Origin of the sequence: Methanomicrobium mobile BP (genome assembly GCF_000711215.1) — an archaeon.
Taxonomy (GTDB): Archaea; Halobacteriota; Methanomicrobia; order Methanomicrobiales; family Methanomicrobiaceae; genus Methanomicrobium; species Methanomicrobium mobile.
Genome location: NZ_JOMF01000006.1, coordinates 188,489 through 204,419, shown reverse-complemented (window position 1 = coordinate 204,419; position 15,931 = coordinate 188,489). Strand labels below are relative to the sequence as shown.

General features: G+C 51.7%; 14 protein-coding genes. 10 read left to right on the top strand and 4 right to left on the bottom strand.

The window, feature by feature from the left end:
* Nucleotides 1–17 precede the first annotated feature (17 nt).
* The 4 genes from T502_RS08550 to iorA form a co-directional block, all read right to left on the bottom strand.
* Nucleotides 18–884 carry a nitrilase-related carbon-nitrogen hydrolase gene (locus tag T502_RS08550; protein ID WP_052359173.1) on the bottom strand — a complete coding sequence of 289 codons (867 nt, stop codon included), beginning with the start codon at nucleotides 882–884 and terminating at the stop codon, nucleotides 18–20.
* 134 nt (nucleotides 885–1,018) lie between these two features.
* Nucleotides 1,019–1,258: a hypothetical protein gene (locus T502_RS05045; RefSeq protein ID WP_157197471.1), complete on the bottom strand. Its 240-nt coding sequence runs from the start codon at nucleotides 1,256–1,258 to the stop codon at nucleotides 1,019–1,021.
* A 105-nt stretch (nucleotides 1,259–1,363) separates the two neighbouring features.
* Nucleotides 1,364–1,993: an indolepyruvate oxidoreductase subunit beta gene (locus T502_RS05040; protein WP_084173056.1), complete on the bottom strand. Its 630-nt coding sequence runs from the start codon at nucleotides 1,991–1,993 to the stop codon at nucleotides 1,364–1,366.
* Nucleotides 1,994–3,781, bottom strand: coding sequence for an indolepyruvate ferredoxin oxidoreductase subunit alpha (iorA, locus tag T502_RS05035; protein WP_042706052.1), 1,788 nt, complete (start codon nucleotides 3,779–3,781; stop codon nucleotides 1,994–1,996).
* Nucleotides 3,782–3,928: 147 nt separating this feature from the next.
* Between iorA and T502_RS05030 the strand changes: the two genes are divergently transcribed.
* The 10 genes from T502_RS05030 to T502_RS04980 all read left to right on the top strand — a co-directional run bounded on the left by T502_RS05030 (nucleotide 3,929) and on the right by T502_RS04980 (nucleotide 15,736).
* Entirely contained in the window at nucleotides 3,929–4,558 is a 630-nt protein-coding gene (locus tag T502_RS05030) for a DUF1648 domain-containing protein (protein WP_042706051.1), read from the top strand.
* A 1,386-nt stretch (nucleotides 4,559–5,944) separates the two neighbouring features.
* Complete coding sequence (locus T502_RS05020; RefSeq protein WP_042706049.1) at nucleotides 5,945–6,742, top strand: 2-amino-3,7-dideoxy-D-threo-hept-6-ulosonate synthase; 798 nt, start codon at nucleotides 5,945–5,947, stop codon at nucleotides 6,740–6,742.
* A 232-nt stretch (nucleotides 6,743–6,974) separates the two neighbouring features.
* Nucleotides 6,975–7,757, top strand: coding sequence for a 2-amino-3,7-dideoxy-D-threo-hept-6-ulosonate synthase (locus T502_RS05015; RefSeq protein ID WP_042706048.1), 783 nt, complete (start codon nucleotides 6,975–6,977; stop codon nucleotides 7,755–7,757).
* 48 nt (nucleotides 7,758–7,805) lie between these two features.
* On the top strand, nucleotides 7,806–8,867 hold the full coding sequence (locus T502_RS05010; RefSeq protein WP_042706047.1) for a 3-dehydroquinate synthase II: 1,062 nt from the start codon (nucleotides 7,806–7,808) through the stop codon (nucleotides 8,865–8,867).
* Nucleotides 8,868–8,883: 16 nt separating this feature from the next.
* Nucleotides 8,884–9,876 carry a prephenate dehydrogenase/arogenate dehydrogenase family protein gene (locus T502_RS05005; protein WP_084173054.1) on the top strand — a complete coding sequence of 331 codons (993 nt, stop codon included), beginning with the start codon at nucleotides 8,884–8,886 and terminating at the stop codon, nucleotides 9,874–9,876.
* Between the two features lie 19 nt (nucleotides 9,877–9,895).
* Complete coding sequence (locus T502_RS05000) at nucleotides 9,896–10,798, top strand: prephenate dehydratase (protein ID WP_245597764.1); 903 nt, start codon at nucleotides 9,896–9,898, stop codon at nucleotides 10,796–10,798.
* Nucleotides 10,798–12,102, top strand: a complete 1,305-nt coding sequence (gene aroA, locus T502_RS04995; protein ID WP_042706045.1) for a 3-phosphoshikimate 1-carboxyvinyltransferase — start codon at nucleotides 10,798–10,800, stop codon at nucleotides 12,100–12,102. Before T502_RS05000 ends, aroA begins: the two co-directional genes overlap by 1 nt.
* Nucleotides 12,066–13,610, top strand: coding sequence for a shikimate kinase (locus tag T502_RS04990; protein WP_342665747.1), 1,545 nt, complete (start codon nucleotides 12,066–12,068; stop codon nucleotides 13,608–13,610). The genes aroA and T502_RS04990 overlap by 37 nt, the downstream gene beginning before the upstream one ends.
* 38 nt (nucleotides 13,611–13,648) lie before the next feature.
* Nucleotides 13,649–14,665, top strand: a complete 1,017-nt coding sequence (locus tag T502_RS04985) for a chorismate synthase (protein ID WP_042706043.1) — start codon at nucleotides 13,649–13,651, stop codon at nucleotides 14,663–14,665.
* Nucleotides 14,666–14,929: 264 nt separating this feature from the next.
* The gene (locus T502_RS04980) at nucleotides 14,930–15,736 is read left to right on the top strand and encodes a V4R domain-containing protein (protein WP_042706042.1); all 807 of its coding nucleotides are present in this window, start codon (nucleotides 14,930–14,932) and stop codon (nucleotides 15,734–15,736) included.
* The last annotated feature ends 195 nt before the right edge of the window (nucleotides 15,737–15,931 follow it).

Below are 15,931 nucleotides of genomic sequence, written 5' to 3'. Positions count from 1 at the left end.
CATTCCTTTTGGATGAACTATCTTCGCCATTCCATGTAAAGTGATTCCCTGCGGTCCGAAAGTGTAGGAAGGTTTTGTCTTACGGCATTTACGCATTCGGAGTCGATTTCGGCAAAAAAGAGCCCCTCCGTGCCGTCCGCCTCAAGGATCGCGGCGCCTGCGGGGTCGATTACGTTGCTTTCTCCGAAATACTCATCCTGCGGGTTTTTACCTGCGATGTTGACGCCGATGAAGTAATACTGGTTCTCGACCGCCCTTGCTCCCGAGAGTATTCTTCTCTGTTCCATGCGTGCTTTCGCCCATGCCGACTGGTTAATGACGCAGTTGCAGCCGACTGCCGCGTAATAAGAGAACAGTTCCGGAAAACGCAGGTCATAGCAGATTGTAAGTCCGAATTTGAATCCTCCGTAGGTGCATACGGCGGGTTTCTCCCCCGCGACAAAACTTCTGTCTTCGCCTGCGGGGCTGAAGAGATGTATTTTTGAGTATTCGGCGAGGATTTTTCCGCTGTCGTCGATGAAAACCGATGTGTTCTCTTTTGGTGTGGTGTCGACATTATACCCGCAATAATCCCCGCAACTATCCCCTGCAATTTCCGCCGCATCATGCGCTTTGGCATCATGTGCTTTGTAATACGAACCGAGGACCGCGATGCCGTTTGCGGATGCTTCGTCCTTAAGCGCCGCGATTATGCCGTCCTGCTCTTCGCGTGAGTATCGTGTACACAGCGGGTCCCAGTTGTTAAAATACTGCTCGGGAAAGATGATTAAATCGGCATTGCTCTCGGCGGCGCTTTTTATGTATGACGCGGCAGTCGCGATGTTCTTTTCGACATTGTCTTTTTCGGGACTCAACTGAGCAAGTGCTGTCTTTAATTTCGTCATAAAAAGGAGTAATTCAGGTTGTTTTCGGTTGTGTCACGGATGCGTGCGAAGATCTTCACGGGAGACATACGCCTCCGAGACCTCTGCGTCTGTCACGTGTCTCAAGGTTTCTCGCGTTAACCGCAAAAACCGCATTATTTTGCGGGAGATGCCGCCGTTGTGCTCTCGGGACTCTCGTCCGCATTCATTTTGTAGATTATTGTAAATATCCCAACGATAAGAAGAACCGCAGTGCCTATAAGCGCGTATCCCACCCATGCGTCTACCTCGTTTCCCGCGTTTCTGGCAAGAATAATCATTGTAACCAGTACGCACGAGACCGTAAGGCTGGCAGCCGACAGCATAGCGCCGCCGTATATTTGTCGTTCATTCATGACTAGTACTTTTTCCTGTCACATTTTAATTCTTTTTAAACTCTTGCAATATTGCAAATATGCGGGACCGCATGATCCCCGCGGCAAAAAAGTCAAAATGAGAGCTTAAGCGCTCTCGTATCCCAGAAGGAAAGCCTTTTTGTTGATCTCAACCGTCTTCTTCGGGACAAGTTCTTCCACTGCTTTAAGAAGAGATTCCTTATTAAGCGGCAGTATCTTTGCGGCGGCGCCGAGCATCACGACATTCTGGGAGAGAATGCTTCCGGCATCCTTTGCCAGTTTTCCGGCATCGACCGTAATCAGTTTTATATCCGACATCTGCTCTTTTATCCAATCCGCGGACGGAATCTCGATATTGTTCTGGAATGCGGAGATGGGGACGACGATACCCTCAGCCGAGACCACGGTGCCGCTCGGCTTAAGGAAATGGCGATAGCGCAGTGCTTCAAGGAGATCGAACGAGATAATCATGTCCGCCGCACCCGTGGGGACAAGCGGACCGTATCTGCCGTCGATTCTGATATGCGTCTCGACACTGCCGCCTCTCTGTGCCATGCCGTGCGTCTCGGCGGAACGGACATTGCGCCCCTCGAGTATGCATGCCTCGCCTATGATGTTGGACGCCAGAATGGTTCCCTGACCGCCGACGCCTACGATAAGGAGATCAAAGCTGTCGTTGTCCCCGGTTCCGCGTGAAGTGCCTGCCTTTGTGCCTGTGCCTGCCTGTTGCGTCATTCAGATTACCTCCTGCGATATGGCTGATTTGGGACAAATCTCCGCGCAGATTCCGCATCCGCTGCAAAGTTCGGTGATTGACGCCGTCTTGTCGAAGAACTCTATTGCCGGGCATCCGAATCTGACACATGCCTTACAGCCTATGCAGACATCTGGGTTAACCGTAAGCCTTCTCCGTTTGAGTCCGCTCTTCTTTGCGGCGATAACGCAGGGCTGCCTTGCAATGATGACCTTGACGCCTTTCGTATCCTTTGCCTTTGTAGATGTCTGAAGGAGCAGAAGTAGATCGTAGGGATCGACGGTCTCGACAAAGGTCGCACCGCAGGCGCGACAGATTGCTTCGAGGGAGATTGTCGGCGATATTTCGCCCTTTGCCGTTATTCCCGTGTTCGGGTTGGGCTGATGTCCGGTCATTGCCGTGATTCTGTTATCGAGGATGACCACGGTCTGGTTTGCTCCGTTGTAAACGGCGTTGATGAGTCCCGGAATTCCCGTGTGCAGGAAGGTGGAGTCGCCGATTGTGCTGACAATCTGTTTATTGTCGACGTGGGAGATGCCGCTGCCGATTGTTATCGATGCACCCATACAGATTGTGGTGTCGACGGTTCCGAGCTGAATGCCCAGAGTATAGCAGCCGATATCCGAGGGGAAGACCGCATCTTTTCCGAATACCTTCTTCATCGCGTAGAATACCGCACGGTGTCCGCAGCCTGCGCAGAGAATCGGCGGTCTGGGCGGAAGGTCGGCGACGGGAGCGACCGGTGCAAAAGAGCGGCGGCTTTTTATGCCCGCTTTTTCGAATGCGGCGGATACTTTCTCGAGTGTGAGTTCGCCGTCGTAGGGGACGCAGCCGTTTTTCTTTCCGAAGACACCTGTCTTGCCGGCAACCTGCCTTACTTCCTCCTCGATGACCGGAGCAAGTTCCTCGACGACGAGGACTTTCTCATGCCGACCGACAAAAGAGGCGAGCCACTCCGTGTCAATCGGATATGCGCCTATCACGGCAAAGGACATGTCATCGGGCAGAATCTCTCTTACGTATTCCGCAGCGATGCCGCCGGCGATAACCGCGGTCTTGCTTCCTTCCTTTATCTCCGCACGGTTCAGACCGAGTTTGACGAGATGCTCTGCCATCGCATCCTGCTTCTCTATGAGTTTCTTGTGAAGGATGCGGGTATGCGCCGGAACGACGACATACTGCTTGGGGTCTTTACCGAAGTCGCCGGTTCTGTGCTCCGTTCCGACTCCGTCCTTACCTATTTCGTTTAACCCGACATTGCTCTTGGAATGGCAGATTCTTGTGGTCGGGCGGAAGAGGACGGGTATCTCGAACTCTTCTGACAGCGGATACGCTGTGAGTATCATGTCATGCGCCTCCTGGACATTTGCCGGGTCCAGACAGAAAATGCCGGCAAACTTCGCATATATTCTTGAATCCTGTTCGTTCTGTGAGCTGTGTGCATACGGGTCGTCTGCCGAGAGAATGACGAATCCGCCTTTTACGCCAGTATATCCGCTTGTCATGAGCGGGTCGGCGGCGACGTTAAGTCCGACATGTTTGGTGGTAAAGAGCGAGCGAACACCCGTCCATGCCGCTCCGAGTGCGTTCTCGAACGCCACTTTTTCGTTTACCGACCATTCAACGTAAAAATCGCGCAGTTTCTGTGCCCTGAGAGTGTCTATGACCTCGGATGAAGGTGTTCCCGGATATCCGCTTGCAAAGTCGAGGTTTGCCTCACAGCAGGCATATGCTATTGCCTCGTTTCCAAGCATGTATCTTGTAACCATATTACCAGTATTTGTATGTATATTGCCTTTAATCTGTCTGAATGAATTGTTATGCGGCATTTTTTATTATGCCGCCGCGACTGCCGCCGCCGTCACGGGTTTAAGTTCGTGTATCTTTTTTAGAGCGGAAATACAACATATATCCGAATGACGGCAAAGAAGTCCGTGAATAACGGCGGCAAGAACTGCGGTAATTACAGCGGCAATAAAGACAACAATGGCAGCGGTAATCAATACGGCAATAAAGACGGCAATAGCGGTGCAAAACATGCGGATACGGCTGCGAACACGATGAACCCGCCCGCAAAGAAGGGTATTGTTCTGACAAAAAAGCATGAAAAATGTCTGAAAATCGCGGTTCTGATACTTCTGGCACTTTATTTCGTAACGGCGTTCATTGCATATCCGATGATGCCCGATATAATGCCGACCCACTGGGGCTTAAACGGTGAGGTCGATTCGTATGCGGATAAGACGGTCGGCGTCTTCGCCGTTCCCGTAGCTATGGTGTGTATTGCGGGCTTTGTCTGGTATATGAAGAAGTATGACAGGCGCAGGAAGCATAAGAGCCGTCTTGAACTCGAGAGATACGATGCGGGAACTGCGGGGATTCTTCTGCTGATTGTACTCTATATGTATATCATTTATGTTTACACTCTGCTGTATGCGCTCGGAATGTACGGCGACATGACATATGTCATACTCATTCTTATGATTCCGATGTTTGCGGGGATGTTCTGGTTCTTCAATAAGATGGATCTGATAAAGCTGAAATAATGACGAAACTGCGTCAAATCCTTAACAATTCAAGATATCCGCGAATCTTTTTTTCCGCAGCGGTATCTTCATTGAACTTCTCCGTTCAATGCGGCAATACAAAACGGCAGACACTCCTCCGTATTTGTTATATCGACTCTCCTTGGGTATATTATTCATATATATGCCGCGGAATGGTTTTATTGTATAGAGTGTCGGAGAAGGGCAGACAACAAAAAGCAGGCAGAAACCTGCTCGGATAACCGCAAAATATCTGGGTCTTTCGGAAACCTGACAACTCGTCAAAATATACACAACGGCTACAAAGTAAGGAAAACTCCGTAATCATTCAAGCATAATCCAAACATACGGCACAGGAAAACATACAAACAAATCCAAACAAATCCAAACAAATCCAAACAAATCCAAACAAATCCAAACAAATCCAAACAAATCCAAACAAATCCAAACAAATCCAAACAAATCCAACCCTAAAAGAAATTCCAACCCCCAAAAAGATAAAGCAACCATAAGCAACCACAAACAGTCAAACTTCCAAAACCAAAAATCAAGACTTGCAAATCCATAAACTAAAACCACAAACCAAGTCCACAAGCACAAGCACAAACCGGAAACTAACCACAAACCACAACAAATCCGGAAACCACAAAACCGAATCTAAAGCTAAAACCCCAAAACCACAAAACCCCCAACCCCAAAATTTCAAGACCTGAAAACCTAAAGTCCTAAAAACCTGAAAATCTCAAGAACGAAAATCCAAAAACCCACACATCATACGGATAAGTCATCTTTTCATCCAACAAAACGTGCGTCAAGCACGAAAACCCACACGAAAAAGCAGAAAACCTCCCATAAGAAAAACCGGATATGACGCGGAATCAAAACCCGCGGATTATCTACAATTTTGCTTTTCAATTCTTGAAACTCGTCAAATTACGTCAAACTATTCTGTAAACGACTCTTTTTGCCGTACTCGTGCGTCCGTCTCCGGCGGCATAAAATATATTATCCGTCAGATTGACATATTATGGCATGTGCGGAGCACCGACTCAGTTATCGGCAAAAGTCCCTGAGCAGTTGCTGTCCGTACTCGCAGAATCATTCAGCGTATTCAGCGCATTCTTCTTTAGCTTTGGCTATTATCGCTATTTCTGGTATCGTCAGTAAGTAATGACTGCGCCGGAAATAAGCAAGCAAATATATCATATCGTGAGATTTTACTGTTTTTTCGGTGCAGCCGCAGCTATCGTCAATATCAAAAATCGTGATCCCGCAAAGTCTGAAGAGAAATCCGAAAATCCTGATGTAATCGGCAAATCGTAAAATTGCGTAAAGCAAACCCGAAAAACATTGAAAACGCAAAATTATCAAAAAAACGGGGTTAAAATGAGAGGAAAAGAGATAAGACTTGAAAGAATCATGAAGAGAGATACGAAAACGACGGTCATAGTGCCCATGGATCACGGAGTCACATCGGGACCGTTGCCGGGACTCATAAATCTCGACGAGACCGTAAACCTTCTTGCAAAGGGAGGGGCAAACGCCGTCATAGGTCATATCGGACTTGCACTCCACGGTCACAGAAAAATCGGTCCCGATATCGGTCTGATTCTTCATCTGTCGGCAAGCACCGATCTGGGTCCCGACCCGAACAACAAGGTAATCGTGAACACCGTCCAGAATGCGCTCAAGATGGGTGCCGACGGCGTATCGATGCACGTCAACATCGGCGCTCCCAGTGAGGCGCAGATGCTTGCCGATCTCGGTCGCGTCGCCGTAGAGTGCATGGAATGGGGAATGCCGCTTCTCGCGATGATGTATCCGCGCGGCAAATCGATAAACTGCGACAACACGCTCGAAGCCGTGAAGATTGCCGCACGCGTGGGCTCGGAGCTCGGCGCCGATATCGTAAAGACGGTGTATACCGGCGATCCCGACTCGTTCCGCGAGGTAACCGAGGGCTGCCATGTGCCCGTTGTTATCGCCGGCGGCTCAAAGACCGACGATCTGGCGACAATGGAGATTATCGAGGGCGCGATGCTCGGCGGCGCCGCGGGTGTATCCATCGGAAGGAATGCTTTCCAGCACAGCCGTCCCGACCTGTTCGTCAAAGCCGCAACCATGATAGTTCATGAACGCAGAACGGCGGCGGAAGCGATAGAGTTCATGAGATCGGAGATGTGATGCCGCATCGGAAATGTCACTCACCAAAAATAAAAAACCCATCAAGATCACTTAATATATACACCTGATAAGTACACCTGATTGATGTTCAAAAATGTTCGGGCATGAAAACCGTTCGAACTCTGAAAACAGCTCAAAAGAGTGAATATAAGGCTGAAAATAAGTCATATAATGTCTAAGAAAGTCTAAAATCGTCTAAAACAACGTATAAAAAATTAAAAAGAAGTGCAAAATGATTGGAAAAGCAATAAGACTCGAAAGAATAATGAATCGTAACACGGGAAGAACGGTTGTCATACCGCTTGATCACGGTTTCAGCATGGGACAGATCGAAGGGCTCGGAGATATGCCCAAGATTATAGCCGACATCTCGGACGGCGGCGCAAACGCAATCGTCCTGCACAAAGGAATGGTAAAAGCGGGACACAGAAAGCACGGCCGCGATATAGGGCTTATCGTTCACTTATCGGCAAGCACCTCGCTCAACCCCGACCCGAACGACAAAGTCATGGTCTGCACGGTCGAAGAGGCGATTGCACTCGGCGCCGACGCCGTATCCGTGCATATAAACCTCGGAGCGCCGCACGAATCCAAGATGATTGAAGAAGTCGGCAGGGTCTCCCGCGAGTGCACGAAGTGGGGAATGCCGCTTTTAATCATGATCTACCCGAGAGGAGAGGGTATTGACCCGAAATCTCCGCAGGCAATCGGTCACTGCGTCAGAGTCGCCGAAGAGCTGGGCGCGGATCTCATCAAGACAAGTTACACAGGCGATCCGGTGAGTTTCAAGAAGATTACCTCGGCATGTTCCGTCCCCGTTCTGATTGCGGGCGGCGAAAAAGCCGCGGATCTGGAGTCGCTCGAGACCGTCCGCGAGGCAATCACAAAGGGCGGTGCCGCGGGTGTGGCACTCGGAAGAAACTCGTTCCAGAGGGAGAATCCGAAAGAGTTCATTCAGGCGCTCTGCTGCGTTGTCCACGGGAACAAAGATCCCAGAGAGGCATTGAAGCTGTAAACTCAGGATTCGGGTTATAACCGATATCCATCATTTAACGGAATAATCATGAAGAAAGAATTCTGGGTAGATCTGCGCAGCTGGAACAAGGAATACGCGGTTACGGCGATTGAGTCGGGCGCCGACAGGCTTGTTCTTGACGGCGGCAGTCTGGATGAGGCAAAACGTCTGGGAAGGATAAAGGCGGTCATATCGTCCGATTCGGCGAACCCCGCGGCAAAAAAGTGCTCCCCGAAGGATGAACTCGTTCTCGGCGAAGACGTATTCGAAGTAGAGATAACTGACAAGAAGAGCGAGAACGAGGCGGTAAAACTCTCGAAGAAGGGCTATGTCGTTGTCAAAACAACGGACTGGAACGTGATTCCGCTGGAGAACCTTGCGGCACAGTCCGAGATGATTATAGCCGCGGTCTCGGATGCGAAAGAAGCCGCGATGGCTCTGGGCGTTCTCGAAAAAGGCGTAAGCGGCATTATGCTCAAGCCCTCGTCGCCGTCGGTGATATCCGATGTCGCAAAACTGATGAAAGAGAATTCGGGCAGCGTCGAGCTGACGCAGTTTAAGGTAAAATCCGTTGAGCCCGTCGGCATGGGCGACCGCGTCTGCGTCGATACATGCTCGCTCTTAAAAGACGGCGAAGGTATGATGATAGGCAGTTCCTCCTCGGCATTTCTGCTCGTTCATGCCGAAACGCTTGAAAATCCGTATGTTGCCCCGCGTCCCTTCCGTGTCAATGCGGGCGCGGTCCATGCCTATGCCGTGATGGCGGACGGCAGGACAAAGTATCTCGCCGAGGTTAAGGCAGGCGACAGCGTTCTGATTGCCGGTGCGGACGGAAAGACCTCCGAGGCGACGGTCGGGCGCGTGAAGATAGAGCGCCGCCCCATGCTTCTGGTGACGGCGGTCAGCGTCGGCAACGGCGGAAAATGTGACAGCGGCGGCAAGGAGATCTCGGCAATCCTTCAGAATGCTGAGACGATACGCCTCGTAAGCGGAGACAGGAAACCCGTCTCCGTCGTCGACCTCAAAGCCGGCGACATCATACTCGGAAGGGTCGAGGAAGGCGGGCGTCACTTCGGATATGCCGTAAAAGAGACTATTCTGGAGAAATAACCCGAGGTTCGATGCAATGACTGTTCGATGCGGTATCGGAGAAGGTTGCGCCTCATGCGGCGACCGTGCCTTAAACGGCGAGTCTGCATGTGCCGGATGTGCGGGACGCGGGTGCGGAAGTATCTCTTCCGCGGATAATAACGGTGTCCTTATCGGCATTATCGGCGGTTTCGGAGGCATGGGCACTCTCTTCAGAGGCATATTCGAGAGAGCCGGCATCGAGGTCATATGTTCGGGTGTCAATACCTTCTATTCCAACCGCTATCTTGCCGCCAAATGCGATATCGTGATTGTTTCCGTGCCCATTCACGAGACAATCGGGGTGATCGAAGAGATAGCGCCGATAATGAACAAAAATCAGCTCCTCTGCGATTTTACCTCCATTAAGACACCGCCCGTCGAGGCAATGCTCAAATCGGAAGCGCGGGTCATGGGGCTTCATCCCATGTTCGGACCCTCGCTTTCGTCGATAAAGGGTCAGACCATAGTCGCAACACCCGTGAGATGCAGCGAATCCGATAAAAAACTGCTCTTTGATATCTTCAGAAACGAAGGTGCGTCGGTCTGCATCATGACCCCCGGGGAGCATGACCGGGTAATGAGCATTGTTCAGGGGCTTGTGCATTTCGCAACGCTCTCGGTTGCCGAGGCAGTCCGAAATACGCTCGAAAAATCGGAGCAATCCGGAGATAAACTCACACTCGATACCGTGATCTCGGTGATGAGCCCCGTTTACCGCATAGAGATGGGGCTTATCGGAAGGATTCTCGGACAGGATGCGGGCTTATACGGCGATATTCTCAAGATGAACCCGTCAGTCGTTCCCGTTATCGAAGAGATGTCTGCGGCGGTCTCAAAGCTTAAGGGCATAGTCGAGGATGACTCAAAGGAGAGCTTTGATGACTTTGACAGGTTTTTCCTGAATAATCGTGAGGCTTTCTCATCGTATCTCCCGCAGGCAACCGCGGATACGGATAAGCTCATAGTTGCAATGACAAAGGAGGAATGATATCCTGACAATAGCAGTATTGGGTCCGAAGGGAACGTTCTCCCATGAGATTGCAGAGACGGTCTGCGACCGCGACGAAGAAATTATCTTTTTCCCGACGATTCGTGAGGTTTTCGCTGCTGTAACGGAGCGTTCATCCGAATATCCCGACCTCAGAGGCATTGTCCCCGTCGAGAACAGCGGTGCGGGAGGCGTCTTCGAGACTCTTGAGTGTCTTTTAAAAGAGGACTGCACGGTCCGTGCCGAGTATTATCTGCCGATTCGCTACGTATTTGCGGTCGCAAAGGGAAAAAGCGCGGATATGCGGGCGCAGGTGCTCGCGAAGGTCTATGCGCATCCGCAGGCGCATGCCCAGTGCAGTGCTTTTCTTGCGGGACTCGGCAATGCCGCGGTCGTTCACACGACGAGCAATGCAAAGAGCGCCGAAGAGACGTTAAACGATGTATCCGAGCTTACCGCCGCGGTTACCACGCGCAGTGCCGCGGGAATATACGGACTTGAGATTATCCGCGAGAATATTCAGAATTACGACACAAATACAACACGTTTCCTCGAGATCCGCAAGGCTGCGCCGGAGAAGCCCCGTGTGTACGGCAGTTCCGCGGATTCGGGAGATTGCTGCGGTTGCGACGGCAGCGACGGTTGCGGGACGAAATGCAGTATCGTGGTAATGCCCAAAGGTAACTACCCCGGGCTTCTGTATCGCATACTGAGCGTATTTGCCGGCAGGGAGATCAATCTGACAAGAATTGAGTCCCGTCCTTCGGGAGATATGATGGGGAAATACGTTTTCTTCATCGATTATGAGTTTGGTAGTGAGCTGGACGCCGACGGAAATAAGAAATTGCTTGACTGGCTGCGCACCATTACTGAGGTAAAGGAACTCGGATACTATCCGGAAGCGAATCTGGAGGGACAGTGATGGAGATAATCCTTCGGAAAGCGGCGAATATAAACGCGGAATTCACTGCCCCCGCTTCGAAGAGTTTTACGCATCGGGCGATAATCGCCGCGGCGCTCTCTGAAGGTCGCACGACTATAAGGAATCCGCTCTTCTCCGAAGATACCGAGGTTACGGTCAATGCCCTCAGGGCGCTTGGTATTGCAATCGAATGCAGCCCTTCGGAGATCGTCGTCGAGGGCTGTGCGGGCGTTATGCCGCAGTGCGGCAATCAGACCATAGACTGCAAAAATTCGGGGACAAGTCTGAGGCATCTCGTCACCCTCTCCCTGCTCTCGCCTTCGAAGACCGTACTTACGGGTACTAAGAGGATGCAGGAAAGACCAATCGGGGCGCTCTGCGAAGCGCTGAAAGGATGCGGCGCCGATATTGAGTATCTCGGCGCGGCAGGATGTCCGCCCGTAAGTGTCAACGGCGGCGGCTTTTCCGGCGGCAGAATCACGATAGACGCCTCAAAGAGCAGTCAGTATGTCTCCTCAATCCTCATCTGTGCGCCGTATGCGGAATCCGCGGTAGAACTGATGCCCAAAGGCAGTGTCGCCTCGAGGTCGTATATTGATCTTACAATCGCGGTCATGAGAACCTTCGGCGCCGAAGTCGATCTTACTCCGGACGGTATCTGGAAGGTAATGCCGGCGGTCTACAAAGCGCCCGACGGCGTTTATACGGTCGAGGGCGATTATTCCTCGGCATCCTACTTCTTTGCCGCCGCTGCCGTATGCGGGGGGTCGGTTACGGTAAAGGGACTGAATCCCGATTCCGTTCAGGGCGACAGGGTGTTTCTTGCGGCACTCTCGAAGATGGGCTGCCGCGTTTCGGTCGCGTCGTGCGGGGACAGTCCCGGCGACCCCGCGATAAAGGTGGAGTCCGACGGCAATCTGAACGGTATTGATATCGACATGAGTTCATCGCCCGATATCGTGCAGACTCTCTGTGCGGTTTGTGTCTTTGCGAAATCGCCGAGCAGAATACGCGGAATATCGCATCTCAGATACAAGGAGAGCGACAGGATTGAGGCAATCCGCATCCTCACCGAGTCCTGCGGATGCGGTTTTGTTCTCCGTGACGACGTTATCGAGATTATCCCGAGTGACGGCGGTGTTCACGGTTTCGAATGCGACCCTAATAACGATCACAGGACTGCCATGTCGGCGGCGGTAATCGGTCTGGGATGCGGCGATGTCCTTATCCGCGGCGCCGAATGCGTCTCTAAGTCGTTTCCCGATTTCTGGGAAAATTTGAAGGAGGCGGGATTATCAGAGTAGTATTAACAGGTTTTCGCGGAAGCGGAAAGACGACGGTCGGCGGCATTCTTGCGGATCGTCTGGGACAGCCGTTTATTGATACGGATAGCGAGATAGAGAATAAGAGCGGGATGCCGATTGAAGAGATCTTCAAAGAATACGGCGAGGCTCATTTCAGGAATCTTGAGCGCGAGGTTATCGCGTCACTTCCCGAATCGGACTGCGTTGTCGCAACCGGCGGCGGCTGTGTCCAGTCTGCCGAAAATGCGGCAAATCTGCGGCATGACTCCCTTGTCTTCTTCCTCGATGTAAGCCCCGATGTTTCTTACGGCAGGATATCGGAGAGCAGCCGACCGGCGCTCACCGACAAAGACCCCGTTGACGAGGTAAAATATCTGATAAATCTGAGATATCCCGCATATCTGAGGTCATCCGATTTCCGTATCGACGCCGACCGCGAAGCGGGTGCCGTCGCGGACGATATCGTCCGCATCATTGCCGATGCCGCAACCCCCGTATCGGATTCGGATATTGCCGCGGGCGAAGATTCCGCAGGCGTCCTGCGTTACCGTGAAGTCCTGCGGTCGTTTTCGGGTGTGCCCATGCCCGAAAGAAAGAGCGAGCAGCTCTTCTCTTATGTGAGGAAGCACCCGCTCGGCAGTATCTGTGCGATTGCGGGAAGACCGAGCGGTCACAGCAGAACGCCGTATCTGTTCAATACAATCTTTGAGCGTTACGGCATTCCCGCACACTGCACATATCTTGAGAAGGAGACCGCGGGCGATGTCGCAGACACCGTCAGATCCTGCGGACTGCGGGCGGTAAGCGTGACGATTCCGTTTAAGGAGGAAATTATCCCGTATCTTGACGAGATCAACGAGGATGCAAGGGCAATAGGCGCGGTAAATACCGTATTCAACACGGGCAATATGAGCAATACGGGCGGCGCCGGCGGCAGACTCCTCGGTTCGAACACGGACTGGTACGGCGTCATGAAACCGCTTGTAGAAAGCGGCGTTAAGGTGAAATCGAAGAAAGCGGTGGTAATCGGCGCCGGCGGAGCATCGAGGGCTGCCGTATACGCGCTCATGAAACTCGGCGCCGACGTTACCGTTGTCAACAGGACGGTCGGGAGGGCGGAGAAGCTTGCCGCGGATATGAACGCAAGTCTAATTGAAGGCGGCTGCCTTCAGACGGACGGCAAGCCCGTCGAAATTCCGTGCAAAGCGGGCGAAATCGAAATGTTGCGCGAGATAATGCCGGATATCATCATAAATGCGACATCAATCGGCATGCGTGCCGAGGATACGCCGGTTGACAGGGAGAACCGCGTATGCCTCAGAAAAGGCGTCTGCGTATTCGATCTTGTCTATACGCCGCCGGTGACCCGTCTGCTCTTCGAGGCGCGGACGGCTGGATGCACGGTTATCTCGGGAGTGGAGATGTTTGTTTATCAGGCGGCGGAACAGCTGTTCCGTTACTTCGGAATCCGCGTCGATGCCGATGAGATTAGGAATATTCTGAGATGATTTTAAGATAATAACGGGTAAACAGAGGAGTAACTGATATGAACACATTCGGCAGATTTTACAGATGCACGACTTTCGGCGAGAGTCACGGAAAGGCACTGGGCGTTGTGATTGACGGAGCGCCGTCGGGGATTCCTTTCCGCGAAGAAGATATAATCCCGCTTCTTCAGAGACGGCGCCCGGGTTTAAGTCCGCTCTCCACCCCGCGCAAAGAGGAGGATATGCCCGAGATTCTTTCGGGCGTCTTTAACGGGAAGACGACGGGAACGCCGGTTGCGATAATCGTCAGAAATACCAATCAGAACAGCGGCGACTACGAAGCCATCAAAGACCTCTGCCGCCCCGGACATGCCGATTATACATATGATGCAAGATACGGGCACGAAAACCGCGACTGGCGCGGCGGCGGGCGCAGTTCGGGACGCGAAACGGTCGCCCGCGTTCTCGGCGGCTCTCTTGCCGTGAAGATACTTGCGGAGCGCGGCGTCACCGTTCGGAGCAAAATCGTCTCGATTCACGGCGAAACCGCGCCGGAAAAGTTTGAATCCGAGATTCTTGCGGCGAAGGGGAACGGCGATTCGGTAGGCGGAGTTGCCGAGATAACGGTCAGCGGGCTTCCGGCAGGCATAGGAAACCCCGTCTTCGGAAAGCTCGACGCACTGATTGCCGACGCAGTCATGTCCGTAGGTGCGGTGAAGGGCGTTGAGATAGGCGACGGTTTTTCTGCCGCAGACGCCTTCGGAAGCGAGAACAATGACTGCATGCGGTCGCGGTCGGACAAATCCGCGGGGACGCCGTATCTCTCCAATCATGCGGGCGGTATCCTCGGCGGCATCTCGAACGGAAACGATATCGTCATCCGTTTCGCCGTAAAGCCGACGCCGTCGATCTCGAAAGTTCAGGAGACGATTGATGCCGACGGCAATAACGCCGAAATATCGGTAAAAGGCAGGCATGACCCCTGCATTGTGCCGAGAATTCTCGTGGTCGCCGAATGCATGACCGCGATGGTCATTCTCGACAGCTGGATGGAGAGTTCGGCGCAGTCATTCTGACAGGACAGTTCCCTTTTTTGATATCTCTCATCCGAAAAATTTCAAAATCTTTTTTGATCCCTGATTGCCGCGGACTGCGTTTGCGCATCATATTACGGGTGCGGCTGAATTGGTTGCGGCTAAAATAATAATTGCCGAATTATACAAATGTATAAATCTATATATTACTTGCGTTTAGTTTATAGTTGCGTTAATAATTAGCCATAAACCGAACAATTATATTATGTAAGTTCATAGTATATGTAATTTGGAGTGACCTTTGCTATGATTGCCAGAGCCGTGCCGGAAAAACTTCCCGAAGCGCTTATTTTTTCAAAGAATAACCGTACTATATTAGTCGACAGTCCGGCTAAAATAAAGATTCTCAGTATTATTCTGAATAAGGAATCCCGATTCGATGAGGTTGTCGACGAGATAGGCAAAGCCAAGTCGACGATCTCCGTTCAGATCAGGTCTCTTATAGACGACGGTCTTCTGGTTGAAAGGATTGACGAGGAAGATGCGAGGCGCAAAGTCCTGAGCCTCGGCGCCAAGTTCCTGGGCGTTGTTACGGGACCGTCCGCAAACGAGCCGCCCATGACTCCGATAATGCCGGAGCTGTCCCTCACAAGGTTTGACGATCCCGCAAAGGTATTTCGCGTCATCTTCAACTCGATACGCACGGGACTTATCGATAACGGCGTTAACGTTGAGCCCATCATGTATGCGGCGGGGACCTCGGTCGGCAAATACGTCGCTAAGCTCGTCTGCGACAGTTCGGACGATGTATTCTTAGAGAATCTTGCGGTATTCTTCTCCGGAAACGAGCTTGGAACGGTCACCGTCGACCAGATCTCTCCGTTCGTGCTTACCGTAAAGGGCTGCTATGAATGCCAGTCGCTGCCGCATATGGGCAGACCCGTCTGTTATTTCGATGCGGGACTTCTCTCCGAGGTCTTCTCGATTCAGAAGCAGGAGCGGTATGAGGCGGTAGAGACGCACTGTTATGCCGCGGGCGACGGTTTCTGCCGCTTTGTCGTCAGTAAAAAGGAGGATTCCCCGTCACAGGCGGTAAGCTGGACAATCATCTGAGAATCCGGCAGAATCTCATACTATAATTTATTTCGCTTCTTATTTTCATTCATTTAGCTTTCGCTGTTTTGCACGCTGTTTTGCAATATCTTCCCCGCCGTTTACATGAGATTGCGCGTATTGCACGTAGGATGATAAAACTCGGGCAATAAAAAAGGATTTTGGATTTTAGATTTTAGATTTTATATTTTTGAG

Bases quoted from the DNA above. Each gene is read 5' to 3' on its own strand.
- T502_RS05015 (WP_042706048.1), top strand. From the start codon at position 6,975: ATGATTGGAAAAGCAATAAGACTCGAAAGAATAATGAATCGTAACACG.
- T502_RS05005 (WP_084173054.1), top strand. From the start codon at position 8,884: ATGACTGTTCGATGCGGTATCGGAGAAGGTTGCGCCTCATGCGGCGAC.
- T502_RS05045 (WP_157197471.1), bottom strand. From the start codon at position 1,258: ATGAATGAACGACAAATATACGGCGGCGCTATGCTGTCGGCTGCCAGC.
- T502_RS05030 (WP_042706051.1), top strand. From the start codon at position 3,929: ATGACGGCAAAGAAGTCCGTGAATAACGGCGGCAAGAACTGCGGTAAT.
- T502_RS05010 (WP_042706047.1), top strand. From the start codon at position 7,806: ATGAAGAAAGAATTCTGGGTAGATCTGCGCAGCTGGAACAAGGAATAC.
- aroA (WP_042706045.1), top strand. From the start codon at position 10,798: ATGGAGATAATCCTTCGGAAAGCGGCGAATATAAACGCGGAATTCACT.
- T502_RS04985 (WP_042706043.1), top strand. From the start codon at position 13,649: ATGAACACATTCGGCAGATTTTACAGATGCACGACTTTCGGCGAGAGT.
- T502_RS05040 (WP_084173056.1), bottom strand. From the start codon at position 1,993: ATGACGCAACAGGCAGGCACAGGCACAAAGGCAGGCACTTCACGCGGA.
- iorA (WP_042706052.1), bottom strand. From the start codon at position 3,781: ATGGTTACAAGATACATGCTTGGAAACGAGGCAATAGCATATGCCTGC.
- T502_RS05020 (WP_042706049.1), top strand. From the start codon at position 5,945: ATGAGAGGAAAAGAGATAAGACTTGAAAGAATCATGAAGAGAGATACG.
- T502_RS08550 (WP_052359173.1), bottom strand. From the start codon at position 884: ATGACGAAATTAAAGACAGCACTTGCTCAGTTGAGTCCCGAAAAAGAC.
- T502_RS04980 (WP_042706042.1), top strand. From the start codon at position 14,930: ATGATTGCCAGAGCCGTGCCGGAAAAACTTCCCGAAGCGCTTATTTTT.